This window comes from Sphingomonas glacialis, from assembly GCF_006439055.1.
Taxonomy (GTDB): Bacteria; Pseudomonadota; Alphaproteobacteria; order Sphingomonadales; family Sphingomonadaceae; genus Sphingomonas; species Sphingomonas glacialis_A.
In genome coordinates this window covers 214,260-240,985 of record NZ_RCZC01000005.1, presented here as the reverse complement: position 1 = coordinate 240,985, position 26,726 = coordinate 214,260, and the positions used below count along the sequence as shown (strand labels likewise).

Below are 26,726 nucleotides of genomic sequence, written 5' to 3'. Positions count from 1 at the left end.
CGCACATCCTCCGCCGTTGCGGTGTCGGGCGAGCGCCCCAGGAATGTGGCGAACCGCCCGACGTCGCGGATGTAGTTGCGCTGCGTCTCGCGACAGAACCGTCGCATCTCCATCTCGTCGATGAGGCGCTGGCGTAGCGGGCTGACAGCCACGGCGGGTGCGAGGATGTGCATGGTGAGGCTCCTTCTGGTGGAGCCCGATGCTCTGCCTGCGTCCTGCATCGCTCAACCGGCGCGCAACGCTCTTTCCTTCACCTCAACCATGCCGCACACGCCCTCCCGCGCAGCGGGTTCGTGCAACCACCCCTATTACCAAAGTCCAGCTGTGCCGGATTCGCCGATTTCACATGTGCGAGCGCGCACCGCTTGGCAGTCGCGCCACGGCGGACGGTTTCAAGGAGACGCTCATTCCGAATATGCGGCATTATCCAACCGAGAAAAATGTACGCGCCGACGTTGACACTATTTCTGCATCAAGTCGGGTTGCAAGTTCACTTGCTACCAAGCGAATGTATCGGCATCATAGTTCTGCGTTGCGGAATTTTGGCCGTCGCAACGTGGAGATATCCGCCAAGCATTATGAACGCCGGTCCGCAAAGGACGGGCGGCCGCACCGGTCAAGGGCGCCTTTCGGCGGCTGGACGACGGCACAGCGCTGGAGCCAACGAGGCTGGTTTATTCCGGCCGACTTGGTGTCGCCTGCTCGAGACCGCCGGTGCCGTCTACTGCCCGCAATATGCTTCGCGCCCAGCTGCCGGACGCGTGCGCGTCAGACGCGACAATGGAAGCACTGTACGTGGCGGAAGGGCCGCGACTATTACGATATTTTCAGCGCAGGACCGGCAATAGTCATAGTGCCCCCGATCTCGTGCAAGACGCCTTCGTTCGGTTCGCCAGCGCGGAACATGTGCCAAATCTTGTCAATCCGGCAGCGTATCTACAACGGATCGCGCGGAACCTGTTGATTGATCGCGCGCGCAGGGCACAGGAACGTGAAGTGTTCGTCCCCCTGGAGGAGTGGGATGCCGGGACGCCCCCGGATCAAGAAGACACCCTCGTCGTCCGCGATGCGTTGCGCCGCTACGAGGAAGCGATCGCTGCCTTGCCAGAACGGACGCGCTTGGTCTTCCTGCTAAAGCGAGCCGACGACCTGACCTATCCGCAGATTGCCAAACGCTTGGGCATCACGCTTTGGACAGTTCAATATCATATGAAACGCGCCCTCACGCATCTCGACCGAACGCTCAACCATGACGACTGATCAAACCACACCAGACCCCGAGACAGAACGCATTCGCGCAACCGCGGCAGCTTGGATTGTGCGGCTGGAACATCGCCAATCGCCACGCCTGGAGCGGAATCTAGAGCGCTGGCTTGCGGCTGACCCGCGACATACGCTCGCGTATCGACGCATGACGCAGCGTTTTGAAGGGGCCCGGGTGCTTCGAGGATCACAGCGGTATGCAGCACGGCCTCCGGCGGCGCGGCGTCGCTCTGTTCCTACTATGGCGGCAGCAGCGGCCCTCACCGTGGTCGCGCTTGCGTTGATCCTGCTCCTGCCCAAATTTCAGCAATCGTTGCCGAGCGCGGGGATCGACCGATCACGGACAGCTGTAGCTGTCGGCGCAAGCCGTATCGTCGCGCAAGGTCGGCGGATAGCTGCACCCGCTACCTCGATCAACGCGGTCGGGCTCGAGGACGGATCGGTCGTCACTCTCGACAGCGCAAGCGCCGTCCAAGTGGCATTCGCGCATGACGCTCGGCACGTTACTCTGCTGCGTGGCCGCGCGCGGTTCGAAGTCGCGCATGATGGCCGGCCGTTCACCGTATTCGCTGGCGGCGGCTCGGTGACGGCACGCGGCACGATCTTTGATGTAGCGCTCAGTCCGCAGGGTCGCGTCGCCGTCATTCTGATACGAGGCTCAGTCGATGTCGTCCCGTCGGCCGCCCCTACTTCCCCCCGACGCGACCCCGTGCTCGTCCGCCGGCTCGCGCCCGGAGAGACGACCGATTATGTCAGTGGCACGCTGCTTGGTGCATCTGCAGCGACCCCCGCGGCCGATCCGCAGTGGAGCGATCATGCAGTCGATTTCGACAATGTTTCACTTCGTTACCTTCTCGAGCGCGGCAATCAGGGCGCCGGTCCACCGATCACAGTGAGCGATCCGGCGCTCCAGCAGCTGCGTGTGTCAGGTCGCTTCGATCTTACAGACCGCAAACGTCTGGCGCGAAACCTTGCGACCCTGTTCGATCTCCACGTCGATATGCGGAGAAACGCGATCGAGATCCGGCGCTGATTCGAAATATTTCTTAGTCAACTACTCGGACAATCATTCGCCACGTCGTGCCCCCAAATACAATGGGGGACGAAGCATGAATTCCAAGACTTATGTGGCTACGTTGGCGAGTACCGCGCTCATTGCCGCTGCCACCCCAGCCATGGCGCGGGCCCCCGTCATCGCGCATTATGATCTGCCAGCGCAGGATCTCGGCAGCTCCCTGCGGGATATCGGCCGGATCGCCCATGTTGAGATCATGTTCTCCCCAACCGACGTTGCCGGGCTAAGCGCCCCAGCGATCCGAGGCGATTTGACCATCGCTGAAGCGATCAACCGGCTGCTCGGCGCCACCGGCCTGATAGCGACCTATGCGAATGGATCGGTCATCATCCGGGGGCGTTTGGCCGCGGCAGGTACCGAAGCGACGGACATCATTGTAACGGGTAGTCGCATTCGCGGTGCACCACCGACGGCTCCCGTCACGACAATGACATCGCAGGATATCCGCCGCGCCGGTCAGGCCGACCTAGGCGAAGCGTTACGAAGCTCGCCCCTGAATTTCGCGGGCGGCCAAAGTCCAGGGATCGGTACAAATCAGGGGGCGGCGAACGTCAACGCCAATGGCGCGTCTTCGGTCAATCTGCTCGGCCTGGGGCCGAATGCGACGCTAACTTTGCTGAACGGAAGCAGGCTTAGCTACACCGGCATCAACGCCGGGGTCGATATCAGCGCCATCCCTGCCGTTGCGGTCGACCGTGTCGAGATCGTCACCGATGGCGCCTCTGCGATCTACGGAGCAGACGCCGTGGCTGGCGTCGTCAACGTCTTCCTCCGCCGCAACTACCAGGGGCTGTCGGTTCAAAGCACTCTGGGAGGCGCGACCGACGGTGGCGATTTCCAGCAGCATTATAGCGCGGTCGGTGGCCGCACGTGGAAGGGTGGCGGCGTGCTGGCGGTCTACGACTACCTGGCAAATTCCGCGGTCGAAGCCGGCGAACGGTCGTACGCCACCAAGATGGCAACGGATTCGTCTCTCTACCCGAGGATCGGGAGAAACAGCGGCTTGGTCAGCCTGTTTCAGGAGGTTGGCGCGCTGACCGCCAATGTCGACCTCCTCTACAAGAATGGTCGTCAGGACATCGTTCAGGGCTATGTTACCGGCCAGCCGCATACCGTCAGTGGCGCCGACGCCCGCGCGAATACGTACAATTTTGTCGTGGCACCGACCGTTACCGCCCGACTTGGCGCAGGGTGGACCGCGCGCTTTGTGTCGTCCTATGGCTTCGACAAGTCGCGCATCAATTCCAACAACTTCTCGGCCAACCGGCTCAGTTCGACTAGCGGTCGTCGTTACGACAACGATGCCCTTTCGGTCGAAATTAATGCTGAGGGACCGCTCTTTGAACTGCCGGCCGGTGCCGTCAGGGCCGCCGTCGGAGGAGGCTATCGCCAAACCGGTATTGAACTCGTCAGCGTCACAGGCGGGGTGACCGGCAGTGCCTTCAATCGCCATCGCGACAACCGCTTTGGCTATGCCGAAGTGTATGTCCCGCTCTTGGCCCCCGCCTCGGAATCGCGTTTCGGCCAGTCGCTCTCGCTGACAGGCGCCTTCCGCTATGAGGCCAATTCGGGAGTGGGCTCAGTCGCGCTTCCCAAGGCCGGTTTCGTCTATACGCCGATTGCCGGGATCACCTTGAAGGGAAGCTGGGGCCGATCGTTCCGGCTGCCCACGCTCTATCAGCAGTATTCCGGCTATTCGTCCGTCCTTTTGCCGGTCGCCGCGTACGCGAGCGGCTTCCCGACGGGGTCGAACTTCATCGTGCTGGTAGGCGCTGGACCGAACATGAAGCCCGAGCGCTCGGAAAACTGGACGCTGTCGGCCGAGTTCAAACCATCCTCTATCCCGCGCTTCTTTGGGACGATCAGCTACTTCAATTACGATTATACGGATCGCGTGGCGACGCCGGTCACCTCGACGGTGGGCGGACTCAACAATCCCCTTTACGCGAATCTGATAACACTCAATCCGTCACCGGCCCTGCAGCAGGGTCTGAACACAGGCGCTACCATCGGCCTGCAGAACGGCACCAGTCTCCCATATAATCCCAGCACGGTGGTGGCGATCTTCGATGAGCGCGACCGCAATGTCGCCCGGCAAAATTACCATGGATTGACCGCGTCCGCGCGCTACACGCTCGGGAACAAGGATCGTCAGAAGCTCGATCTCAGTCTTGATGGAACCTGGATCGAGAGCAAGCAGCAGTTGGTAGCGGGCCTACCGTACACGCCGCTTGCCGGGACGATCTTCAATCCTCCCCATCTCAAGGGGCGCCTCGGCGCCACGTATTCGACACCACGGTTTTCGCTTTCGGGCTTTGCCAACGTGTCGTCGGATTTGACCGATCGGCGCACGGCCAAAGTCTACACAACCAACGGGCCTATAACCTTCGATCTTACCAGCATCGTGCAAGCCGGTGGCGGCTTCGAACTGGGTGCGACCATCGACAATCTGTTCAACGCCAAGCCGCCGATCATCGTCACCGGTTCGCCGTACGAGACGACGTTCGACAGCACCAATTTCTCGCCAATCGGTCGGTTCATCTCCATTTCTCTACGCAAGGCCTGGTAAGATGATGCGCCGTATCATCTTCGCGACAGCCATCGTCGTTGCGGCGATGCCGCCAATTCTCGCGCGTGCTGAAGATGTCCAACAACCATCCCGCTGGACGATCGAGCACATTCTTTCGATTCCAGAGATCAAGGATGTGGCAGTGTCGCCGGCCGACGGATCGGTTGCTTACGTCGCGCGCCGGGCGAATCTCACGCTCGACCGTCCGGATTACGAGCTGCACCTTGTCTCTGCCGACGGCCGGACGGACCGGATCTTCGCTCGCTCGACATGGCTCGATCGGCTTCGATCGATTCCAAACAGCCCGGACTGGAGCGTACTCGCCGATTTCGGCCATGGCGTGCAACTCTACCAAGTCAGCAGTCACGGCACTCACCGCCCACTTGTCGTCAGCAGCGTGACCACGTTGGTTGGCAGCGCCGATGGCGCAAGTTACGGATTTACCAACACCGTCCCGCTCCGCTTCGGCGTGGTATCGTATGACTGGTCTCCCGATGGCAGGCACCTCCTCTATGCAACGCTGGAGACCAAACGGGCCGCACGAAAGGTGTCGACGAACGAGCAGGTGACCGCGGCCAGCGCCGTCCGCAGATGGGCCCCCGAGCAGATCGTACGATATTTCCTAAGGACCGGTTCGAATCCGGCATTGCCGGTCGTGACACGGTCAAGCGACGACAAGATCGCGCGCTATCTGGGCGCGCTTCCCGACTGGGGGGTGGATTATCTCGACTACGGTATTCAGGGGGACGATCGAAACGATCCACAGGTCCAGCGTCTTCGCTTCGATTTCCGCAGTGGGCGCTCCTCTCCCGCTCCGATCGGTTCGGCAGCAAATTATCGCGAAACCGTCGTCGGGCCGCATGGTGGCACGCTTGGCGTTGCGAGGGTCGATGGCGTTCGACGGCTGTCGGAACATTTGCCCGATGGTCAGTCTATCGACTACGGCCCGACGACCGCTTCGTTGTCGGATCTACGCTCTCCAGGGAACTGGCGCTCGCCCGACGGCGCTTTCGCAATTGTCGCGGTTCGTCTGAACGAACAACCACGCTACGCTCTGCTGCGAATCGACCGCGGCGGCGCCACGAAACTCATCCAGGTTCCAGAAAGCCTCACCCATTGTGCCTTCACCCCTAGCGCGACCGATGGGGTCTGCGTTCGTGAGGGCGTCGTTATGCCCCCGCAATTGGTTCGGGTGTCCAGTTCGACCGGCGCAATTTCGCCCCTCCACGCGCTTTCCGGCCCCTTCGCGAGTGTAGAGCCGCTACGCGCGGAAGCCCGGACCTGGACGAATGACCTTGGATACAAAGCGACGGGCTTCATACTTTACCCCAGGCACTATCAGCCGGGGTCGCGCTACCCGGCCATCCTCGTGACGCATGGGTCGGACGCCGATCAGCGCTTCGGATCGGAAGATTTGCAATGGAGCTACCCTGTGCAGCTTTTTGCGGAAAAGGGGTATGTCGTCCTGTTGGTGAATGCCCCTTACCCCACACAAAGCGCGGTGCTCGAGGAAGCCATTGCCGACTGGAATGCGTGCGGGGACCGCCTTCCACCACGCGAGCTTCAGCGAAGGATTTGGCTGAACACTCTCGAGGCGTTCAAGTCGGTCGTGCAGCAAACCAGTCGCGAAGGGTTGGTCGATGCGGCGCGCGTCGGGATCGCCGGCTACAGCGCGGGCTCCCAAGCTGCGAATGTTGCGGTCACACAAGCTGACCTTTTCAAAGCCGCATCGAGCGGCGATGGCGGATTTCTCGAGCCCGCCTCCTATCGCTACACGTCCTGCAGCTACCGCGCCGTCTACGGCGGCCCCCCGGGTGATCCCGCAGCCGCTGCGAACTATGCGGCGCTCACGCCATCGTACAGGGCGAGGTTCGCCAACGCCGCGATCCTGCAGCAGGTCGCCGAACCGCGTCCCGGCGCGATCGACTTTTTCCAGGCACTGCGCGCGGCTGGCAAACCGGCAGAAATTACGCTCTATCCCGGCGAAACGCCCGCGTCGGATGAGACGCATCTCTTTCATGTCCCTTCGAATCGACGCTTGGCGATGGAGGAAAACCTGGAATGGTTCGACTTCTGGTTGCGGGACATGCCGCCGCCCGGCGACCAGAGCGAGCGACGCAAACGATGGGAGGGAATGCGTCAGAAGCCAACCGCGGGGCCTCTCTCGTCGACGTCACACCCATGAACGAGCCCAATGTTCTGCCGCGACCAGTGACAGGAGCCGCCGAGGGGCGACGGGATCGCTCTCGTCGCTGATCGACGGCGCAGTGCTTGGCCACGCAGGATCGAGAATTCCGAGTTCACGAAGCGCGCCAGCCTCCAGACTCGCACGGACGTAGCGTTCATGATGTCGGTAGATCTGATCCATGAATCCGCTCGGCCCGCCTTTCGAGCGGCGGTCCAGCACCGCGTTGGGCAACGTTCCCCGGAATGCTCGACGCGCGACCGACCGATCTACGCCGCCGCTGATCCAGGCCCAGGATGGTATGCAAAGACAGAGCTCGACTATGGGCTGGGCCAGCAGCGGCGCGATCGAGGGCGGGTGCGTCCTGCGACTGTGAAAGCCGTCATTGCCCTGCGCGCGCGCGATCATCCGAACGTGAGACAGCTTTCCCGGCCGCACTGCGCCAGGTGGCTCCAACCAGGGGTTTGTAACCAGGGCGTCCAGCGCCCGCTTCAAGCCCCGCGGATCAAGGAACGTCGCATCTCCTGAGCCATGAACACTCCCGCCCGATTTGCTGAGCCGCGAGAGTGCCAATCGTAGGATCGTGCCGATATCCGCACCGGTCAGATGCGCGATGTCGAACGTCGTACGGATGATCGCACTCGGCGAAGACCACGTGACCAATCGATCAACCAATGGCGTCGCCGAACGCATCAGGCAGAAGACATTGTCGCCACCATTACCGGAAAAGAATGCGTCGATCGGTCGCACGCCCATCGCCCTGTCCCGCGCCGCGGCGATCGCCTGCGCGTAATGCGCGGTGAAAGGCACCGGGACGTGCGATACGACAGGGGCGGCGATATCGATATCTTCCAAGCTGAAATGATCAATCCGCCACGCCATGCCGAACGCTGTCACAACGCGCTCGGCGTACGCGCGCTCGTCGCTATCCGCATCTTCCCCGACCATCGTGTGACCGCAGATCCGCGCGGAGGAACTCGCTAGTCCGGCGCCAACAACGCTGGAATCGAGGCCGCCAGACGCCCCGATCAAAACAGAGTGGAAACAACTGCCCAGCGCGCTAATCGTGTCGAGCACGGTCGATCGAAAGCGCTCGGGATCATAATCACGAGGATCCGCATCCTCTGTCGCATGGTCCCATGGCGACCACAGCACATGGGTCGACGGCGCCCCAGCGCGCAGGCGCATTGCATGTCCCGGAATCAGGACGCGAACGCCCGCGATGCACGTCTCGGGACCGCCGTGCCGCGGCTGAAACAAATGCGCGGTCAGCAGGTCCGCATCGACGCGAAGGCCGTCTTCCCTCGAGAAGGGGGCCCTTCCCATCTCGGTTGCGAGATAGACCCGCCTTCCATCGCTTCGCCAGTACACCGGGATCGCGCCAGACGGATCCCGGATGATCTCCACCTGCCCGTCCGTCGCCTCCACGACGGCCACATAACCGCCCCAAAAGTCCCGAACGAGGCTACTCCCCGAAGATCCGTGGATCCGAAAAATCTCGTCGGGCGTGAGTTTGAAAACCCGCCGGCTCGGCTGCGAGCGCGTGAAGAGATGGCCGATCACCACGCCATAATCTCCGATGTCGACGACATGGTCTGTTGCCCAAACCTTTGTTCCGCTCCGCGAGAAGACCAGCGACATCCCCTCGGCCGCGTTCAGCAAAGCGCCGGGGTAAGCCGGATCCTCGACGCCGGACACGATCAGGAAATTCGGCGCCGTCATAAGGCGAAGATCGGCTGGAACGCGCGCGCGCGATCGAGGGGATCGCTGACCACGCGATTTTCGCACTGGACCCAGCAATGCGCTGCAAAAGGCAGCCGGACGCCAACGATCAGCGTCGCGTCGTGGCCGTATCGGCCGAGGATCGAGACAATCGCGATGCTTCTCGCCACGCATTGATCCAGCGACGGCAGCAACAGTCGGCTTCGTACGAATGCCGACGATACGTCGGCCTCTGTTACGTGTGTGGCGGATCGGATCACTCGAGATGGGGCGCCGCTGCGAGCGCGCAGCGTCTTCAGAACGCCGGGCAGTTTCTGCCGACGGAGCGCTCGTCTGACTACGATTTGCGCGTGGATCGCCCCAATGGTCAGCCTGCGCGAAGGTAAAGGTTGCGAGCCATCTTCATAGCTCACCTCCGCGCTTTGGGGGCCGGGTTCGAACTTCACCGTACTCGCATCATGCACGAGACCTGCTTCGATAAGCGGAGCTACCCCGCCCGAAGTCGATTCATTATCCCACAAAGTTCGAAAATTCTCGGCTGCCGGACCTCGCAGTAATAGATAGCGCCCTTTTGCGACGTCGAAAAGTATCGGCGTTTCTCCTACAACTGTTCCGTAAAGATGATCGGCCAGCCTAAGCATGATTGTTCCTGCGCAAGCGAAGGGGCGCGCAGAGCTATCGCCCCGCGCGCCCGATCCGGTCAATCTTCGTCGCTGATGGCGGCGAACTGCCGAAGCGTGCCGTCCACGTCGTCTTGCCCGATCGGCGACACGCCGCGGGTCAGGGCGGTTGCATCGCCGATGTCGACGATGTCATCATTGCGGATGTCGGAACGTTCCATTTCGCTTCTCCTGCTTGAATGCGACTCATTCAGTCGCCAGCAGAGAATTTCATAACGAGCCGGCCTCATCCATTTTATAATTTGATTATAATCGGGCAGACTTGCCCAATCTGTCGGATCATCTTTGGAGAGAGTGACCGAGCGGGGAAACGCGCGCGCGGAGCGCGCACCGACGCCTTTAGCGAAAGCCTGGACATACGCGTCAGAAGCCCGGTCACACGCTGCCCTTGCAGACAGCGATCTCGATCATATTGTTGGATTACAATGCGATGACAAGAGGTTTGAGGCACGCGTCCAGCCAGAATGTCGGCATTAGACCGCAGATGGGGAACGCCGACGGGCGAACGCCCGATCGCTCGCCATGAACCGCTCGAGCATGGGCGGTATCAACCGCTCGACCGGCAGTGGGCGCTCGATGCCCGTCTCGCGCGCGTGCGCATCGGCATAGCGGGCGAGATCGCGGTGCACCGCGCCCGGCAGTTCGATCGTCACCTTCACGGGCTTGTCGTCTTCGATCCGACCGAGTCGCAATTTGGTCATGGCCTGGCACCTTGCGGTTCGAGGACCAGATCGCGTGTCACGATCACGCGCAGCGGGAAGCCTGGGCGGATCGTCAATGTCGGCGGCACATTCATCTCGCGCTGCACCAACTGCCGGCCCGTTTGATTGATTGTGTCCTGGGTTCCGTAGCGCAGCGCCCGCGTGAGCGCGTCATCGCTGTCGGTAGCAAGCTCGGACCCAACGCCGAGTAGCGTAGACACCAAAGCGGCCTTCAGCATATTGCCCCAGTGGTAGTTGGTCCGATCCTGCAAGCCCGCCATGCCAGCAGCATCCGCGCCAGGCTGGCGGTCGAGCAGGATCGAGCGTCCGCCAGCCAGGATGAGGCGATCCCACGCGAGCAGCACGCGGTTCTGCCCGGCCGCGATCTCGCTGCTGTACGTGCCGATCAGCCGCGCGCCCTGTGGGATGAGCAGGATTCTGCCGGTCGGACTGTCGTAGACATTCTGCGTGACCTGCGCCGTAATCTGTCCGGGAAGCTCGGAGCGGATGCCGGTGATGAGCGCTGCCGGAATGATGCTGCCCGCCTGGAGCACATAGGGCGATGTCGAACTCGTCGCGCGTTCGATGCTTTCCGTCATCCTATTTGTGCCGACTTGAAGGAAGGCGCGGTTCGATGCTTGGCCTGCCGCGGGCGGTAAGATTGATGGCGTGGCTGCAGCGCCAGCATCGACCGTCGGCGACGCGCTGGGAATGAGCACTGCAGACGTGCCGCCTCCGGGTGTGCCGACACTGGCCCCTGCGAGGAACAGGCTGCTGGTGCGAGCGGTGTCGCGCTCCTGGGCTGCTCGCTGGCGCGCCTGTTCTGCGCGCGCGCGCTGCGGGTCGGGCGGTGGTGCCGCGGACGTTCCCATCGGTGGGACAGGAACGATCTGGCCGTTTGCCTGCGCGCTGACGATCGGGCGTCCGAGGTCTCCGGGCAGTGGCGGCCCCAATTTGGGTACTTTCGAATAGTCGGCAGGGGCCGCCGTCACGGCATTGGCCTTGGGGGCTCGATCCGCGCTGTAGAGATTCGGCGGCGGTGCCACAGGTCCATGCGGCTGCAGGGCATAGATCAGCGATCCGCCGATCCCCACACCTGCGGCAACGCCGAGCACCGCAAGGGTCTTGCGCGACAGACGGGTCACGTGCGGCGGCGCACCTCGCAAGCGAAACGCGTCGCTGGTGTCGGCAAGTGCCGGATCTTCCCGAGCCGGTTGCTCGGGAGACGGTGCCTCGGCTGGATCGGTCATGACCGCCCCCCACGCCGCGGCTCGTCGCGGACGATCCGGATCATCTGTGCGCGCTTCCTACCCCCGAGCCGAAGTTCGGCAGCCGTGAACAGCCGGTCGACCACCATGTAGCGGCCCTGCACGCGGTAGTTCACCAGTTCAGCATTGCCGTCCGCACCGAGCACGAAGATCGGCGGCATATCCGACGTCGCGATCCCGTCCGGGAACTCGACATAGGCTTGGCGACCATCGTCGAACGCACGCACCGGACGCCATACGGCTTTGTCACCCTCGATCCGGTAGCGGAAATTGAGTGTCGCCGGGTCGATGCCCGTGGCGACTGGCGCGATGCGTTCGGCCTCGGCCTTGCTCGCTTTGAGCGCGATCAGCATGTCCTGCGGATAGCTCCACGAGATCGCGGCCATATAGGTCGCCGGCGTTGCCCTCAGCTCGAGATGATAGGTACGCCGATCGGTGTTGATGACGAGGTTGGTCATGAGATCAGCGCGCGTCGGTTTTACGAGGATATGGACCTGCTTGTTTGCAGCCACACCGCTGGTGGTATCGCCGATGATCCAGCGGACGGTGTCGCCAGCCGCAACCGGTCCGCTGCCCACCAATTCCTCGCCGGTCTGCAGCGCGATGTCGGTGACGCGACCAGGCGCCGCATAGACCTGATACAGCGCGCCATCCGCATAGGGATATTGCTGGATCGCGTTCAGCCAGGACGCGCGATCGGGTTCGATCCTCGCGCTCGCATTCGCCTTCCCAACGCGTACCTTCGCGCTCGGCGGTATGGACGGCACTTCCGACTCTTTCCGTGCGCTGCGTGTCGGCAGCGAGAGAGAGTCAGCTACAGCCGCCGTGCGCGCGTCCGCTGTTGAAGATCCCGCGCGTGGCGAGGACGGCAGGGTGCTTTGCGCTTCGCCGGGCACGGTGCCGCCGCACAGGATCGCGGCGATCAGAGTGCCGATCGCGGGCAGAGGCATTCCCGCCGTTTTGGGAGGTATCACTGGCTGAGCTCCTTCGACCAATTGAGGGCATCGACAAAGACGCCCAAGGGGTTCTTGCGCAGGCCGTCGGGCGTGCGCGGCGTCTGGATTGCGATCGTCAGGATCGCCGACCAGCGCGCTGTGTCGGCCAGCGCGCCGTCCTGATAGCGGCGCTCAGTCCAGGCGACGCGGAAGCTGTCTGGAGACGCCCGGATCACGCTCGACACGTCGACCGCCACCTGAACCTTGCCAGCTTGGGCGAACGGGTCGTTGCCGCGCGCATAGTCGTTGAGGACGATAGCACCCTTGTCGGTCGTGAAGTCGTACGCGCGCAACCAATCCTGCCGCAGCACGACCGGATCGGCGGGGATGGTGCGCACATTCTCGATGAACCGCGCGAGGTGAAATGCGATCTGCGGGTCGCTTGGCTGATAGCCGGCTTGCGCCGGCGCGATGGCCTGCGCCTCGCCGAGCTTGTCGATTTGCACCACCCAGGGGACGATCGTGCCGCGCGCCGACTGCCATACCAGGCCGGCGGCGAGGCAGCCGGACAAAGCCAGGCAGCCGAAGAAGGCCAGACGCCAGTTCTTGGCCTGAACCCGCGCAGAGCCGATCCGATCGTCCCAGACCTGACTTGCCCGCTGGTAGGGCGTCACGGGTTCGGGCGTCTGTCCGTAGCGTGTGGAGGATCGTCGAAACATCGAGTCAGTCCTTTTGCGTGATGTCGGGGCCGGCTCCGCCGCCATGGCTATCGCCGGATTTGAGCGTGTGGCTGAGCACGGTGGCGCCGTGTGTCGCCGTCTGCCGCCGCTTCATGGCTGCCGCCCATGCCGGTTGGCCGCCCGGGTTGGCGGATGCGGTCGGGCCGGCGGAGGTGCCGCGCCCTTCCGCAAAGCTTTCCCGGATCGAGCTGGCAGCCTTTTGGAGGGGGGACATCGTGGCGGAGCCTGCGCTCCGCGCGGCATTGGCAAGCCCGCCTGCGACCGATGCTCCGCCGCTTTTGCCGGCGCTGCCGGCCTGATACGCAGCCGATGCGGCACCCGCCGCTCGCGCGCCGCCCGACGCCGCGGCACCGATGGCGCCGGCTGCAGCACCACCGGCGATGCCCGCCACCGCGGCCCCGCCCGCAATCGTCGCGCCGGCTGCGAGCGCGGTCCCGGCTGCGACGCCCGCGCCGAGTTGCGGACCGCCGGTGACGATGCCGTTGGCGATGCCGGGGCCGAACACGCCGAGACCGAAGAGGGTCAGCGCCGCCAGCGCAATGGCCATGACCTGTTTCAGGTCAGGCTCGACCACCGTCGGCGCGTCTGTAAACTGCTTGAACAACGTTGTGCCGATGCCGGTTATCACCGCGAGCGTCATCAGCTTGATGCCCGACGAGATGATGTGTCCGAGCACGCGCTCGGCCATGAAGGCGGTTCGACCGAAGAAGGCGAAAGGCAGCAGGATGAAACCAGCGAGCGTCACCAGCTTGAACTCGATGATCGTGACGAACACCTGAATCGCGAGCACGAAGAAGGCGAGCACGACGATCACCCAAGCCAGCAGCAGGATCACGATCTCGGAGAAATTGGTGAACAGGCCGACCGGGCCCAGGAGACCCGCGGTCGCGTTAAGCAAGGGCTTTCCCGCCTGGAGCCCGGTCGCCGCGACCGTGCCGGGCTTGAGGAAATCACCGACCGCCATGCCACTGCCCGACCCCTTCAGCCCGATCCCGGCGAAGCTCTGGAACAGGATATTGGCAAGGTTGGAGAAGTTGCCGATGATGTAGGCGAACACGCCGATGTAGAGCGTCTTCTTGACCAGCCGCTGGAGCACGTCCTCATCGGTGCCCCAAGCCCAGAACAAGGCAGCGATCGTCACGTCGATCGTGATCAGTGTCGAGGACAGGAACCCGACCTCGCCGCCGAGCAGGCCGAAGCCGCTCTCGATATAGCGGGTGAACACCGACAGGAAATTGTCGATCACGCCGGTGTCGTTCATTGAACTGCCTCCTCACCAAAGAAGTGGCGCCGGCGGGCCTCCCAAGCGGACGCGCATTCACTCTCCGACTGGGTGACCGTCCGGCAGCGCGGCGGCGTCGCATCAACCGACCCGGCGAGGCTCGGGCGCGCTTCTGGCAGCGCGGCGGGCCGAGGCGGTGCGCGCATTGCCGATGCGATCGCGACGGCCAGCATCAGCCCGCCCAAGCCCGCTCCGACCGCAATTTTGCCGGCCGGGCCCATCTCAATTGCCGCGAAACCGTGCGAAGCGCTCGCGCGCTTCGGCTTCGGTCGCCGCATTGCGGGCCGCCTCCAATGCCTGCGCCCGGCCTTGCGCGGCAACCGTCGCGGTCAGATCCGCGAGTTGCTGGGCCTGCAGAGCAAGCAACTGATTGCCGGCTTGAGACGCCTGCAGCGCGCCGCTCGCCGACTGGCTTGCGGTCACGAGCGTGCTGATCGAACTGCGCGTGCCGTCGAGGTTGCCGACGACACCGGCCTGGACCTTCAGGGCGTCCTCGAGCGCGCCGACGCTGTCCTGCCAGCGGTCGTTGGCGTTCGTCACCATTTGCGCTTGCGGCGCGGTCAGATTCGCGCCGTTGTAGCGCGTCGTGAACGCCTGCTGGACGTCGGCCACGCTGTACGCGATGCGTTGTGCCTGGGCGAGAAGCTGCTGGGTGCGTTGCACCTGTTGTTGCAGCGTGGAGAGCGTCGACACTGGCAGGCTGGCGAGATTCTTCGCCTGATTGATCAGCGCGGTCGCCTGATTCTGGATCTGCTGGATCTGGTTGTTGATCTGCTGAAGGCTACGCGCGGCGGTGAGCACGTTTTGCGCATAATTGCTCGGATCGTAGACAATGCCGCCGAACTGGGCCTGCGCCGGAGCGCAGAGCGCCAGACCCGACACGGTCGCCAGAGCGAGCGCGGCGGCCGCAAGCCGCCGCCGAATGGGGAACACGCTCATGGAACAACCTCCTCTGGGGTGACGTCGTGGGGATCGCCGGCTGCCGGTGCCGGGGCGGGATCGGGAAGAAGGTTCGCTGCCCAGTCCAGGCCGCGGTGCCGGAGCCACGCACGTGCGAAGTCTTCGCGGCCGTGCTCTGTGAGCAGCTCGGCGATGCGGCGCTGGTCGGTTTTCGACGACGCGGCCGCGAACGCCAGCGCCACCTCGCCCAGCCCCAGGTCGAACAGGCGATTGCCGCGGCGCGACTGGCAATAATAATCGCGCTTCGCCGTCGCGCGCGCGAGAATGTCGATCTGCCGGGCGTTCAGTCCGAACCGCTCGTAGATGCGCGCGATCTGCGGCTCGGTGGCGCGCTCGTTCGGCAGAAAGATCCGCGTCGGGCAGCTTTCGATGATCGCCGGCGCGATCGCGCTCGTTTCGATATCGGCCAGGCTCTGCGTCGCGAAGATCACGCTCGCGTTCTTCTTGCGCAGCGTCTTCAGCCATTCGCGCAGCTGGGCTGCAAATGCCTGACTGTCGAGCACCAGCCAGCCTTCGTCGATGATGATCATCGTCGGCCGCCCGTCGAGGCGACCTTCGATCCGGTGGAAGAGGTAGGAGAGGACGGCCGCGGCGGAGGCGGCGCCCACCAGTCCCTCGGTTTCGAAGGCCTGGACCGACGCCTGCCCGAGAAATTCGGATTCCGCGTCCAGCAACCGCCCCCAGGGACCGCCCACGAGATACGGCGCCAGGGCCTGTTTGAGTTTCTGCGACTGCAGCAGGACCGCGAGTCCCGTGAGCGTGCGTTCCGTGACCGGAGCCGTCGCCAACGAGTTCAGCGCCGACCAGACGTGGTCCTTCACCTGCGGGTCGATACCCACGCCTTCACCGGCGAGGATCGCTGACAGCCATTCCGCGGCCCAGGCGCGTTCGCTGGCTTCATCGATATGCGCGAGCGGTTGCAGGGTGACGGCCGAGCCATGCTCGTCATCGTGCAACGCGTGTCCGAGATCCTGCCAGTCCCCGCCCATTGCCAGCGTGGCGGCACGAATCGACCCGCCGAAATCGAACGCGAAGATCTGGTTTTCCGGATAGCGCCGAAACTGCAACGCCATGACGCCGAGCAGTACCGACTTGCCCGCTCCCGTCGGCCCGACGATCAGGCTGTGCCCGACATCGCCGACATGAAGCGAAAGACGGAACGGGGTGGAGCCTTCGGTCCTTGCGTGCAGCAAGGGGGGGAGACCGAAATGCTCGTCCCGTTCCGCCCCCGCCCACACCGCGGATAGCGGCATCAGGTGGGCGAGATTGAGCGTGGAAATGGGGGGCTGGCGGACATTGGCGTAGACTTGGCCCGGAAGGCTGCCGAGCCAGGCCTCGACCGCGTTCAGGCCTTCCACCATGCAGGTGAAGTCGCGGCCCTGGATGACCTTCTCGACCAATCGCAGTTTTTCGGACGCGGAGACCAGATCGCGGTCCCAGACCGTGACGGTCGCAGTGACATAGGCGATGCCGGCCTGGTCTGCGCCGAGCTCCTGCAGCGCAATGTCGGCGTCGGTCGCCTTGTTCGCGGCGTCGCTGTCGGTCAGCACCGACGCTTCGTTGGTCATCACTTCCTTGAGGATGGCGGCGACCGATTTGCGCTTAGCAAACCACTGCCGGCGAATCTTGCCGAGCACCTTGGTGGCATCGGTCTTGTCGAGCATGATCGCGCGCGTCGACCAGCGATAGGGAAAGGCCATCCGGTTGAGCTCGTCGAGCAAACCCGGGAACGTCTCGGTCGGAAAGCCCGTGATGGTAAGCGTGCGCAGATGCTGCGCGCCAAGCTTTGGCTCGAGCCCCCCGGTCAGCGGTTCGTCGCTCAGCAGCGCGTCGAGATAGACCGGCGTCTCGGGCACGCGGACGCGCTGGCGTTTCGTCGACACGGTGCTGTGCAGGAAGGTCAGCGTCTCGGCATCGTCGAGCCAGCCCACCTCGGGCATGAATCCCTCGACCAGATGCAGCACGCGATCTGCGCGGTCGATGAAGCCGCTGAGCAACGCCTCGGGATCGACGCCGCTTGAGGATCTTCCCTCATATAGCCAACCTTCGGCGCGCGTGGCATCTTCAGGCGGCGGCATCCACAGCAGGGTCAAATAATAGCGGCTTTCGAAGTGCGCGCCTTCCTCGCGGAATTGCTCGCGGCGCTCGAGATCGACCAGTTCGGACGCCGCGTCAGGGAACGTCGATTGCGGATAGTCCAGCGTCGGCGAGCGCTGCGCTTCGACGAACACCGCCCAGCCGGTGCCGAGCCGCCGAAGCGCATTGTTGAGCCGGTGGGTCACGGCAACGAGCTCCGACGGCGTGGCGCTGTCGAGATCGGGCCCCCGAAAATGCGCTGTGCGCTGGAAGCTGCCATCCTTGTTGAGCACCACGCCGGGTGCCGCAAGCGCCACCCAGGGCAGGAAGTCCGCGAGGCACGCCGCGTGCCCGCGATATTCGCGCAAGCTCATCATGGCCGCATCCACGTTGGGTAGCGCAAATGACGACGGGCGACGTCGACGAACCGAGCGTCGCGGCGCGCCGCCCATACGCCGAGCGCATGGCCGATCGCCCAGATCGCCAGTCCTGCAAACCAGAGCCGCAGGCCCAGCCCGACCGCACCGGCAAGCGTGCCGTTGACAATCGCCACCGAGCGGGGCGCGCCGCCGAGCAGGATGGGTTCGCTCAGCGCACGATGGACCGGTGCATAAAAGCCCGGCACACTTTCGTCGTTGGCACGCATCAGATGAGCGCCCCGCCGCTGAACGAGAAGAACGACAGGAAGAACGAGCTGGCGGCAAAGGCGATCGACAGGCCGAACACGATCTGGATGAGCCGCCGAAATCCGCCCGAGGTTTCACCGAAGGCAAGGCTCAGCCCGGTCACGATGATGATGATCACCGCGACGATCTTGGCGACGGGCCCCTGGATCGATTCGAGGATCGAATTGAGCGGCGTCTCCCACGGCATGGAAGAGCCGGAGGCATATGCCGGGCTCGCCAGCAGCGGCAGGCTTGCCCACAGCCATAGGCCGGTGTGACGCAGGCGCCGAAGAGGACGCCGGGGAACAGCGATCATTGCGAATCTCCATGGTTGGGGGAGGGTAGAAAGGTCAGGCGGTAGTCGCCGGTCGCGGGATCGAGACCATCGACGCGCGCGAGTTCGGACAGTCGTCTTCCCGCTCCGTCGCGCGCGAGCACGGCAATCAGGTTGATGGTGTCGCCGATGAGCGCTCGCGGCACCGTGATGACCGCTTCCTGGATGAGTTGCTCCATGCGCCGGAGCGCGCCGATCGCGCTGCCAGCGTGGATCGTGCCCACCCCGCCCGGATGGCCTGTGCCCCACGCTTTGAGGAGATCGAGCGCTTCGCTGCCGCGCACCTCGCCGATGGGGATTCGATCCGGGCGAAGGCGCAGGCTCGAGCGGACGAGATCGGCGAGCGTCGCAACGCCGTCCTTGGTGCGCATCGCGACCAGATTGGGCGATGCGCATTGCAGCTCGCGCGTGTCCTCGATCAGCACAATGCGATCGGTGGTCTTCGCAACCTCGGCGAGCAACGCGTTGGTCAGCGTCGTCTTGCCGGTGCCGGTGCCGCCGGCGACGAGGATGTTGGCGCGCGCCGCGACCCCGTTACGCAGGACAGCTGCCTGCAGGCGCGACATGATCCCCGCCTGCGCATAGGCGTCGAGCGTGAAGATCGCGACGGCGGGTTTGCGGATCGCAAAGGCTGGCGCGGCGACGACCGGCGGCAGCAGACCTTCGAACCGCTCACCGGTCTCAGGCAGTTCGGCGGAAACCCGCGGCGCTTGGTCGTGGACCTCTGCGCCGACATGGTGCGCGACAAGACGAATGATGCGCTCGCCATCGGCTGGTGCCAGCCGTTCACCGCTATCGGAAATTCCCTCGCCCAATCGATCGACCCAGAGCCGGCCGTCTGGGTTGAGCATCACCTCGATTACCGATACGTCGGCCAGCCAGGTCGCGATCGAAGCGCCCATCGCGGTGCGCAGCATCCGGGCTCCCCGGATGATGGCCTCGGATCTGATCGGCTGCGCGCTCATCTAAATTCCCAGTTTGGCGCTGGTTCGAAGCAACCGACGCCTACCGGGCGATTAAGAGACGCAGGAAAAGACGAGATTCAACAAGGATTTATCGTAGTAGCTGGGTGGCGCAGTAATACAGGCGATAGCGTAGGCGGCGATCGAACGGGTGGCAGTCTGATTGCTGAATCAGATCGGCGATTCGAAGCATCGTCGGGGGGGGGGGCAGGGGTCTCTCGCTCTACGCCGAGCCCTGCCGCAAGATTTTCAGTTTGCGTTGATAACGGGGAACGGACGTCGACCCGTCCTGTCGAACTCCTGCCGGAGATGCTCAATCCCGAGTCGCAGTCGCTTTTCGAACATTTCCGTAATCGCACGAATGTCCTTGCGGGTCTTGATGTGCGGACTGCTTTCGATGATTGCTGCCAGCAGATGCTCGATCGCATCGACCGCCAGAGTCGAATTGATGTAAGCGTGCCGCTCGCCATCGATTTCAGTTTCAGAAGCCAGCAGCACGACCTGAAAGAACCCGCCGATCATCTCCATCCGCTTTGCGTGATATAGATCTTCATCCATCGCGCGGCTCCTGTCACCGGCTATCGCTCTCTAAGTTAAGCGTAGACTATCAAAATCGCGGTGGATTCTAACTGAAAAATGCGTCCGATCGTGCGCGTTGCACAAAGTCATTTTCGTCACCCGATCATGGTTGCTTTTCGCCCAGGTCGTCGATCCCGTAAGCCGCCTTTCTTTCGGAATGTTGGCACCCCCGGCGAGAGGCGGAGGCTGGGACAAAGTCGCCATTCCCGCCCCAATCGCTATACGTCGTGTTCTGACAAAAGCCGACATGCAACGGTCGCCCAAGCGGCATCTCGGCATGACAGGAACTGGGCCGTTTGCGGTCTGGCAGGTTCAAATGCGGCAAACTGCGTAAGCGGACCTTCGTTCTACGAACTTCAAATCTGCGAAGACACAGTGTCGGTCGTGCCGATCGGATCGCCACCCGAAAACGGGTGCCGATTCAGGCGCTGCCTGGCGACTGCAAATGGCTGTTAAGCGTGGCGACGCTTGACGCAGTTATCACTGAAGCTCCCTAGGCGATCCTCGTAACAAACCCAAGCATAGGAAACGAACGGCCTATTGTTTCATCATGCGCCGATAGCTGTCCATCAACTCTATTCGCTGCTTATTAGCGTTTTTTGGCTTTGTTTGGCCGAATGCTTTGTCGATGGTCACTTTCCTACCGTCCAGCATGGTACACGATAGTCCAAAGCACTTAGGCTCGCCTTCGTGATATGCGGAAAGGTAAGTCATGCACTTGTTAGCATAAGCAATGTCGTCACATGACTCGTAAAGCATCGGTCCAGGGGCAACATCCCCATTTCCTTCGGTGTTAAGATCTATCAATAATCTCAGCGCCGGACGGCGATCAATCGGAGGAACCGATGGTCGAAGATCGCGACCATCATCAGCGCCTGATTTATCGACATATAACGAAGACCATTTCAATCTATCACGGATACTGGCGATAGTTGCATAAAATGCGCCTTCAGCCTCTTCCATAACGTCAAGAAACTTATATATATCTTTGTCAGTAGAAAATCTGGCCATTAGGCGATATAAATCTTCTCTCCTTTTATCCGATCTGCTCATATCTTCTTCTAAAGATTCCATTCGGTCACGCCTTTGATTTGGCGGGATGTTCACGTCAGGCAAGCCGCCGTCGTCGAAAACGTGACTAGCTTCGAGCGCCTCCAGCAAATTTGTAAGGCGGGGCATGAGGAGCATCTTGGCGTCATGGACGTCCGAACGCCGGTCTTCATCAGCTAGATACTTTGTAAGATAGGGAACCCCGAAGGCCGTTGTGATGACCAGGATGTTGATGACGGCCGCAAACCAAGCTGCTGAAATCCCGCGCCTCGCCTCGTGGACTGCGACCCACGCTGCGGCGGCTTGAGCGTCTGACGAGTTCGGGAATAGGCTGGCCGAGCTTCTGGCTTCTCGCGCGATCGTTCTCTCGCGCAATTTCCGACGCTTTATTTTTCGATGAAACCACCATCTACGCAGCCTGCTCACCGCGTCCCCCACCATGCAGTTGCACTGCTCTAACACAGCGATGGCCCGCAAACCATCTCGGTGTTGGTTTCGGTCGGGTCACGCCGCAGTCATGCGTTTCAGATCGTGGCAGCCGACGTTTTGCTGCATTAACCAAACACAATCCGGCCAAGCGTCAATGGAGCGATCATGGGGCGCCCTCCTGACGGCCCGCTTCGTAACGTTCCACGGTAGCTTCTGTCAGAAGCAGACGTTCGCGCTGGCTGATCTAAACGGCCAACTATGGTCTAAGCAGTCCGTCCGCTTTGCGAAATCGCAGATAGTTACATCGATCAGAGCAGGGGGGCGCATTCGGCGGCAATCCACTCCTGTTCGCGATGCGGGCGAAGGCGCCCATTCGACCTTGCGGCCAGCAAGATACGTCGCTTTAATTGGCTGGCGATTCTTTGCTATCTAGACACGCTATAGCGATTGATCGTGCCAGCGCCGCTCGGGCAAGCGCAGAGCGACCGTCGCCCCGACGGCTTCCGCACTGTCGCCGCTCGCCATTTCGTAGGTGGCCGCCGGCATCGACCATCCTCCGTCCTGCCAATCGGCCAGCAAGCGCAGGTCGATCGGGATCGCGACGGTCGCCGACGCGCCGGCCGCAAGCTCCACGCGCCGATACCCGACGAGCCGCCGCATCGGTTTGCCCGCGCGCGACACGAGATACAATTGCGCGACTGTTGCGCCGGAACGCGGTCCGCGGTTCGTGACGGTCATGGTGGCCACGTTGCCCGCGATCACCGGTGCGGACGTCGCGAAGCGTGTGTAGGACAGCCCGAACCCAAACGGAAACGCAGCCTTGATTCCCTTGCGCGCATTCCAGCGATATCCGACATCGGAGCCCTCGATGTCGTAATCGGCGGTCAGCGTCATGTCGCCATGGGGCGGGTTACCAATGAAGTCGGGCTCGAGAACGTCGGCTCCGTCGATGGCCTTGCGCGGCAGTTGGTCGTCGCGCGCCGGAAAGGTGACCGGGAGGCGGCCTGACGGGTTCGTGCTGCCATACAAGACGGACGCGATCGCCTCACCGCCGCGCGCGCCGGGATACCAGGCCTCGATCACCGCCGCGGTTCGGTGCAGCCACGGCATCAGCACCGGGCCGCCGGTCTCCAGCACGACGATGGTGTTGGGGTTGGCTGCCGCAACCGCCTCGATCAGCGCATCCTGACCATTGGGCAGCGACATGTCGGGCTGATCGAGCCCTTCGGTCGACCATTGGGTCGCAAACACGATCGCGACATCGGCCTGCCGGGCCGCTGCCACTGCATCGGTCAGATAGCGTCCATCGCGGAAGCGGAAGCTCGTCTGCGGCGCCAGCGCCTTCAGCGCGTCGAGCGGAACCGAGCGGTGATACGATTGTGTGAGAATCGCGGCAAACGGTCCGGTACCACCGATCGGGATCGCGACCGCCGCGCCCCCCTGCCCCTGCACCTGGCTAGAGCCGCCGCCTGAAACGACGCCGGTATCTGCGAAACCGCCGATCACCGCGATCCGCTTCGCCGTCGCCGCAAGCGGAAGGGCGCCGCGTTCGTTGCGCAGCAGGACGATGCCCTGCCTGGCGACCATTTCGGCGATGCTGGCATTGGCCGCGATGTCGATCGGCGCCTGCGGTCGCGCTGGCACCTGGTCCAGCCGGTGTTGGTAGATCGAATACAGGACGCGACGGTTCATGTCGTCGAGCCGCTTCGCATAGCCCGCATCGGCCTTGGCCGCGGCGCCAAGCCGATCGCCGAAGAAGAGCGCGGGATCGAGTTGCGCTCCGGACTGCTGGTCCAACCCTTTGAGGGCTGCGTCCAGACCCGGCACCGCGCCCCAATCCGACATGACGAAGCCGCGATAGCCCCAGTCACGCTTGAGGACGGTGTTGAGCAACCAGTCGCTCGCACACGCCTGCTCGCCATTCACGCGGTTGTAGCCGCACATCACCGCGCCCGGATTGCCGATCTCCATCCCGATGCGGAAGGCCAGCAAGTCGCTCTCTCGGGCGGCAGCGTCCGAAATCTTGGAATCGACGAATTTGCGCCCGGTTTCCTGCCCGTTGAGCGCGAAATGCTTGATGGTGGACAGGATGCCGTTGGATTGAATACCCCGGATCGCGTGGCCCACAAGGCGACCGGCGAGCAAGGGATCTTCGCCCAGATACTCGAAATTGCGACCGTTGCGAGGATCCCGCATCAGGTTGACGCCGCCGGCGAGCAGGACGTTGAAGCCCTTGGCCTTGGCTTCGGCACCGATCATCCGGCCGCCTTGCTCGATCAGAGCATCGTTCCAGGTTGCCGCCATTGCCAGCCCGGAGGGGAGTGCGGTCGCGCCGTCCTTGCGCAGCCCCATGACATACGACACGCCAAGGCTCGCATCGGTCTCGCGCAGCGATGGCACGCCAAGCCGCGGTATGCCGGCAACGTAACCGGCACCGGGAATTGCACCGGCCGGCAGCGGTGGCGCGTTCGGGCCGAGCGGCAGCGGCATCATGCCGTGGGTGAGAACGGTCTTCTCGTCGGACCGCATCCGCTTCACCGTCGCCTCGGCCCGCGCCGCCGCGTCGGCGGGTGCTGGGTTGGCCGCGCGAGTCTGTGCGATTGCAGACGATGCGGTGACCGCACACACCGACGCCAGCAGGAAAGATCGCATCGTCTTCATCCTCAATCCCTCATGCTGCCGCGTCGATTGACCCCAGGCCTTCAAGATCGTGCCGTTCAGTGCGCACCAAACTTGCCGTCCAGCACAAGTCCGATCGTCCGGATCGCGGCCGACGTCCTTTGTGCATTCTGATAGCTGCCGCCATTGTTGATCGACGCCAGGAAATGCGTGTCGAACAGGTTTCGGGCGAACACCGCCGCGCTCCAGCGTCCGTCGGTCGATCGCACGCCAATCTGTCCGCCGGCGATTCCGTAGCCGCGTTGCGCGGTCAGGGCGTCACCGTTCGCGCTGAAATTGACCGAACTGCGATAATTGTAATTGCCCCGGATAAAGCCGGTCATCGCATCTGACAGGGGCGCGTCGTAGCTGGCGGTCAACGAATAGGTGAATTTCGGCGAGTTCGGCAGGACCTGCCCGGTCGTGTTGAAGAAGCGCGTGGCCGGCACCGTCGTGCTGGTGCCCGGGATCGTCGTGCTCAAGAAACATCCCGGCTGGGTCGGATAGTTGCAGGTCCCGTTGGGGAAGTCGGCGAACTTGGCGTCGATGTAGGCGGCATTGCCACCGATCGTCAGGCGGGCGGTGGGTCGCACGGAAAAATCCATTTCAACGCCGCGCGTCCGCACCTTGCCGGCATTGGCGATCTGCAGAATGGCAAGATTGGTGCCGTTGAAAATGAACGGTGTCGCGACCTGCGTCTGGAAATCCTTGATGTCGGTCGTGAACAGATCGATGTTGAACACCAGCTTACGGTTGAACCATGTCGATTTTAAGCCGATTTCGTAGCTGGTCGGAATTTCCGGTCGCGAAAACAGCGGCTGTCCGAGCGAATACCCGCTGACCAGCCCGATGCCGGGCCCCTTATACCCGCGTGCGTTGGTCGCATACACCATTGCAGCGCGGGAGAATTTGTACTGCGCGCCTACGCGGTAGGAGAAATTGTTCGCCTTGCGGTTGCTCGGATACGTATCCTTGTTGAACGACAGCGGCGGCGCGCCCGGAAAAGGCGCATCGCTGCTCGAGACCAAGGTGCGGTCGTAACTGACCAGCGTTATGTCGTCATGCGTGTAGCGCCCGCCGGCAATCAGCGTCAGCTTGGGGGTAACGTTGATGTTCGCTTGCCCGAAGACCGCATAATTCAGCGTCTGAATATCCGGCTGTGCCTTTCGGCTGAAGATTGTCGTCGCCGCCGGCAAGGCGAGTTGCCCCTGCTGGGGATAGGCAGCCTTCAGGTTCTGATTGAAGTAATAGAGGCCGGTGACATAATCCACCAAACCGCCCTTTGGCGAAGCGAGCCGGAGCTCCTGGGTCAATTGCTGCTGGCGTTCGTCCGCGCCATTGACTGGAAAAACAGGCGTGTCGGTGAAGCCGGTGTCGGTATTGTCGTGGAGGACCCAACGCCGGTAGGCGCTGATCGAGGTCAGCGTATAATCACCGAACGACTTGTTGATCTCGAGCGACGAACCCCATTGCGTCATGTTCTCGTAGACCGCGCCACCGACATTGGTCTGGTCATTAGTGTAGCTCGGCACGATATTGTAGGCGGCGAGCCGCGACACGACATAGGTGTTTGGCGCAGCGCCAACCGTTCCAATGATCACCGACTGGCAACAGGCAGAGGTGTGGCGCGCCCAGTCGCCGGCCAACAGCACGGTTAGATCATCGGTCGGACTGTATAGTAGCTTGCCACGGAAGCCGCCCTCGGTGACGCCGCCCAACTTCTGTCCGGTGAAAACGTTGTCGATGAAGCCGTCGCGGTGGTTGAGATAGCCGTTCATCCGGAGCGCGAGATTGCTCGTCAGCGGAGTGTTGACGATCGCGTTCAGCTTCGATTCGTTATCCGTACCGTACGAGACCCGCCCTTCTGCGGAGAAGTTCGGGGTCGGGTTGCGCGTCGTGATACTAACTACGCCGGCAGAGCCGCCCTTGCCGAACAGCATCCCCTGCGGCCCCCGCAGGATATCCACCTGCGCGATGTCAGAAAGATCGCCAGTGCCCATTCCAGGGCGCCCCAGCACCACGCCATCGACGACGACGCTCACGCTTTGTTCGGTGCCATCGGCGAACGCGAAGGTACCCACCCCCCGTACCGCAAATCCCTCGCCGCGTACGTTGTTCGATTCGGCGAACTGGACGCTTGGCGCCAGAAAGCGAATGTCGGTGATGTTGGTTAGGTTGGCAGCCTTCAGCGTGTCGCCGCTGACCGAGCTGATCGCGACGGGGACATCCTGCAATCGCTCGCTGCGCTTTTGCGCAGTGACGACGATATCGGCGTCACTCATATTCGGCGCTGGCTGGCTCTGTGCGCTTGCAGGCGATGCGAGCCCAAAGGCGCCCAGCGAAATCGAAGCTAGCAGCAAGCACTTCATGATGTTTCCCCTCCTCGCGGCCCACTACGTCCACCGCGTGTTCAGGGGGCGTGTTCGCGCTCCAAAACACTCGCTCTTCGGCGATATACGGAAACGGAGAGTTACGGCCATTACTGCATACCGTTATCCGGCATACGGTAGTTTTGGTATTTCATGACAAGAACGACGTCAAACGATTTTTCGCGCTCTGTATGCGAGACCGTGCATACCAGCCCGGACGGCAT

General features: G+C 62.8%; 23 protein-coding genes. 4 read left to right on the top strand and 19 right to left on the bottom strand.

Annotated features, from left to right (window positions below):
- Positions 1-173: phage integrase N-terminal SAM-like domain-containing protein (locus EAH76_RS24880; protein ID WP_194151029.1), on the bottom strand; the 173-nt coding region annotated here is incomplete at its 3' end.
- A 607-nt stretch (positions 174-780) separates the two neighbouring features.
- Here EAH76_RS24880 and EAH76_RS17345 point away from each other — a divergent pair.
- The 4 genes from EAH76_RS17345 to EAH76_RS17330 all read left to right on the top strand — a co-directional run bounded on the left by EAH76_RS17345 (position 781) and on the right by EAH76_RS17330 (position 7,092).
- Entirely contained in the window at positions 781-1,260 is a 480-nt protein-coding gene (locus EAH76_RS17345) for an RNA polymerase sigma factor (protein WP_206667902.1), read from the top strand.
- Positions 1,250-2,296: a FecR family protein gene (locus EAH76_RS17340; protein WP_140851519.1), complete on the top strand. Its 1,047-nt coding sequence runs from the start codon at positions 1,250-1,252 to the stop codon at positions 2,294-2,296. The genes EAH76_RS17345 and EAH76_RS17340 overlap by 11 nt, the downstream gene beginning before the upstream one ends.
- A gap of 76 nt (positions 2,297-2,372) precedes the next feature.
- Positions 2,373-4,907: a TonB-dependent receptor gene (locus EAH76_RS17335; protein ID WP_241659768.1), complete on the top strand. Its 2,535-nt coding sequence runs from the start codon at positions 2,373-2,375 to the stop codon at positions 4,905-4,907.
- 1 nt (position 4,908) lies between these two features.
- Positions 4,909-7,092 carry a prolyl oligopeptidase family serine peptidase gene (locus EAH76_RS17330; RefSeq protein WP_206667901.1) on the top strand — a complete coding sequence of 728 codons (2,184 nt, stop codon included), beginning with the start codon at positions 4,909-4,911 and terminating at the stop codon, positions 7,090-7,092.
- Here EAH76_RS17330 and EAH76_RS17325 read toward each other — a convergent pair.
- The 18 genes from EAH76_RS17325 to EAH76_RS17240 form a co-directional block, all read right to left on the bottom strand.
- A complete protein-coding gene (locus tag EAH76_RS17325; protein ID WP_140851518.1) occupies positions 7,081-8,814 on the bottom strand; it encodes an asparagine synthetase B family protein in 1,734 nt (577 codons plus the stop codon). The two genes, EAH76_RS17330 and EAH76_RS17325, sit on opposite strands and share 12 nt — an antisense overlap.
- Positions 8,811-9,455 (bottom strand): lasso peptide biosynthesis B2 protein, encoded by a 645-nt coding sequence (locus EAH76_RS17320; protein WP_140851517.1) that lies wholly within the window; start codon positions 9,453-9,455, stop codon positions 8,811-8,813. The genes EAH76_RS17325 and EAH76_RS17320 overlap by 4 nt, the downstream gene beginning before the upstream one ends.
- A 59-nt stretch (positions 9,456-9,514) precedes the next feature.
- The gene (locus tag EAH76_RS17315) at positions 9,515-9,655 is read right to left on the bottom strand and encodes a benenodin family lasso peptide (protein WP_140851516.1); all 141 of its coding nucleotides are present in this window, start codon (positions 9,653-9,655) and stop codon (positions 9,515-9,517) included.
- Between the two features lie 312 nt (positions 9,656-9,967).
- Positions 9,968-10,195: a DUF2274 domain-containing protein gene (locus EAH76_RS17310; RefSeq protein ID WP_140851515.1), complete on the bottom strand. Its 228-nt coding sequence runs from the start codon at positions 10,193-10,195 to the stop codon at positions 9,968-9,970.
- Entirely contained in the window at positions 10,192-11,445 is a 1,254-nt protein-coding gene (locus EAH76_RS17305; RefSeq protein WP_140851514.1) for a TrbI/VirB10 family protein, read from the bottom strand. The genes EAH76_RS17310 and EAH76_RS17305 overlap by 4 nt, the downstream gene beginning before the upstream one ends.
- Positions 11,442-12,437, bottom strand: coding sequence for a P-type conjugative transfer protein TrbG (gene trbG, locus EAH76_RS17300; protein WP_241659767.1), 996 nt, complete (start codon positions 12,435-12,437; stop codon positions 11,442-11,444). Before trbG ends, EAH76_RS17305 begins: the two co-directional genes overlap by 4 nt.
- Positions 12,434-13,117, bottom strand: coding sequence for a conjugal transfer protein TrbF (gene trbF, locus EAH76_RS17295; protein ID WP_140851513.1), 684 nt, complete (start codon positions 13,115-13,117; stop codon positions 12,434-12,436). The genes trbG and trbF overlap by 4 nt, the downstream gene beginning before the upstream one ends.
- Positions 13,118-13,121: 4 nt before the next feature.
- Entirely contained in the window at positions 13,122-14,399 is a 1,278-nt protein-coding gene (gene trbL, locus EAH76_RS17290; protein ID WP_140851512.1) for a P-type conjugative transfer protein TrbL, read from the bottom strand.
- Positions 14,396-14,593, bottom strand: coding sequence for a putative entry exclusion protein TrbK-alt (gene trbK-alt / locus EAH76_RS24875; protein ID WP_431357999.1), 198 nt, complete (start codon positions 14,591-14,593; stop codon positions 14,396-14,398). The genes trbL and trbK-alt overlap by 4 nt, the downstream gene beginning before the upstream one ends.
- A 49-nt stretch (positions 14,594-14,642) precedes the next feature.
- A complete protein-coding gene (gene trbJ / locus EAH76_RS17280; protein ID WP_140851510.1) occupies positions 14,643-15,359 on the bottom strand; it encodes a P-type conjugative transfer protein TrbJ in 717 nt (238 codons plus the stop codon).
- Positions 15,356-17,833: a conjugal transfer protein TrbE gene (gene trbE / locus EAH76_RS17275; RefSeq protein ID WP_140851543.1), complete on the bottom strand. Its 2,478-nt coding sequence runs from the start codon at positions 17,831-17,833 to the stop codon at positions 15,356-15,358. The genes trbJ and trbE overlap by 4 nt, the downstream gene beginning before the upstream one ends.
- On the bottom strand, positions 17,830-18,102 hold the full coding sequence (locus tag EAH76_RS17270; protein WP_140851509.1) for a VirB3 family type IV secretion system protein: 273 nt from the start codon (positions 18,100-18,102) through the stop codon (positions 17,830-17,832). Before EAH76_RS17270 ends, trbE begins: the two co-directional genes overlap by 4 nt.
- Entirely contained in the window at positions 18,102-18,437 is a 336-nt protein-coding gene (locus EAH76_RS17265; protein ID WP_140851508.1) for a TrbC/VirB2 family protein, read from the bottom strand. Before EAH76_RS17265 ends, EAH76_RS17270 begins: the two co-directional genes overlap by 1 nt.
- Positions 18,434-19,420: a P-type conjugative transfer ATPase TrbB gene (gene trbB, locus EAH76_RS17260; protein WP_140851507.1), complete on the bottom strand. Its 987-nt coding sequence runs from the start codon at positions 19,418-19,420 to the stop codon at positions 18,434-18,436. Before trbB ends, EAH76_RS17265 begins: the two co-directional genes overlap by 4 nt.
- Before the next feature lie 246 nt (positions 19,421-19,666).
- Entirely contained in the window at positions 19,667-19,975 is a 309-nt protein-coding gene (locus EAH76_RS17255; protein ID WP_140851506.1) for a hypothetical protein, read from the bottom strand.
- 558 nt (positions 19,976-20,533) lie between these two features.
- A complete protein-coding gene (locus tag EAH76_RS17250) occupies positions 20,534-21,421 on the bottom strand; it encodes a hypothetical protein (protein ID WP_140851505.1) in 888 nt (295 codons plus the stop codon).
- Between the two features lie 492 nt (positions 21,422-21,913).
- Positions 21,914-24,127 carry a beta-glucosidase gene (locus tag EAH76_RS17245; protein ID WP_431357997.1) on the bottom strand — a complete coding sequence of 738 codons (2,214 nt, stop codon included), beginning with the start codon at positions 24,125-24,127 and terminating at the stop codon, positions 21,914-21,916.
- A gap of 65 nt (positions 24,128-24,192) precedes the next feature.
- On the bottom strand, positions 24,193-26,415 hold the full coding sequence (locus EAH76_RS17240) for a TonB-dependent receptor (RefSeq protein ID WP_161989080.1): 2,223 nt from the start codon (positions 26,413-26,415) through the stop codon (positions 24,193-24,195).
- Positions 26,416-26,726 lie beyond the last annotated feature (311 nt).

Coding starts and splice junctions, on each gene's coding strand:
- EAH76_RS17345 (WP_206667902.1), top strand. CDS start 781: ATGGAAGCACTGTACGTGGCGGAAGGGCCGCGACTATTACGATATTTT.
- EAH76_RS17340 (WP_140851519.1), top strand. CDS start 1,250: ATGACGACTGATCAAACCACACCAGACCCCGAGACAGAACGCATTCGC.
- EAH76_RS17335 (WP_241659768.1), top strand. CDS start 2,373: ATGAATTCCAAGACTTATGTGGCTACGTTGGCGAGTACCGCGCTCATT.
- EAH76_RS17330 (WP_206667901.1), top strand. CDS start 4,909: ATGATGCGCCGTATCATCTTCGCGACAGCCATCGTCGTTGCGGCGATG.
- EAH76_RS17325 (WP_140851518.1), bottom strand. CDS start 8,814: ATGACGGCGCCGAATTTCCTGATCGTGTCCGGCGTCGAGGATCCGGCT.
- EAH76_RS17320 (WP_140851517.1), bottom strand. CDS start 9,455: ATGCTTAGGCTGGCCGATCATCTTTACGGAACAGTTGTAGGAGAAACG.
- EAH76_RS17315 (WP_140851516.1), bottom strand. CDS start 9,655: ATGGAACGTTCCGACATCCGCAATGATGACATCGTCGACATCGGCGAT.
- EAH76_RS17310 (WP_140851515.1), bottom strand. CDS start 10,195: ATGACCAAATTGCGACTCGGTCGGATCGAAGACGACAAGCCCGTGAAG.
- EAH76_RS17305 (WP_140851514.1), bottom strand. CDS start 11,445: ATGACCGATCCAGCCGAGGCACCGTCTCCCGAGCAACCGGCTCGGGAA.
- trbF (WP_140851513.1), bottom strand. CDS start 13,117: ATGTTTCGACGATCCTCCACACGCTACGGACAGACGCCCGAACCCGTG.
- trbL (WP_140851512.1), bottom strand. CDS start 14,399: ATGAACGACACCGGCGTGATCGACAATTTCCTGTCGGTGTTCACCCGC.
- trbK-alt (WP_431357999.1), bottom strand. CDS start 14,593: ATGCTGGCCGTCGCGATCGCATCGGCAATGCGCGCACCGCCTCGGCCC.
- trbJ (WP_140851510.1), bottom strand. CDS start 15,359: ATGAGCGTGTTCCCCATTCGGCGGCGGCTTGCGGCCGCCGCGCTCGCT.
- trbE (WP_140851543.1), bottom strand. CDS start 17,833: ATGATGAGCTTGCGCGAATATCGCGGGCACGCGGCGTGCCTCGCGGAC.
- EAH76_RS17270 (WP_140851509.1), bottom strand. CDS start 18,102: ATGCGTGCCAACGACGAAAGTGTGCCGGGCTTTTATGCACCGGTCCAT.
- EAH76_RS17265 (WP_140851508.1), bottom strand. CDS start 18,437: ATGATCGCTGTTCCCCGGCGTCCTCTTCGGCGCCTGCGTCACACCGGC.
- trbB (WP_140851507.1), bottom strand. CDS start 19,420: ATGAGCGCGCAGCCGATCAGATCCGAGGCCATCATCCGGGGAGCCCGG.
- EAH76_RS17255 (WP_140851506.1), bottom strand. CDS start 19,975: ATGGATGAAGATCTATATCACGCAAAGCGGATGGAGATGATCGGCGGG.
- EAH76_RS17245 (WP_431357997.1), bottom strand. CDS start 24,127: ATGCGATCTTTCCTGCTGGCGTCGGTGTGTGCGGTCACCGCATCGTCT.
- EAH76_RS17240 (WP_161989080.1), bottom strand. CDS start 26,415: ATGAGTGACGCCGATATCGTCGTCACTGCGCAAAAGCGCAGCGAGCGA.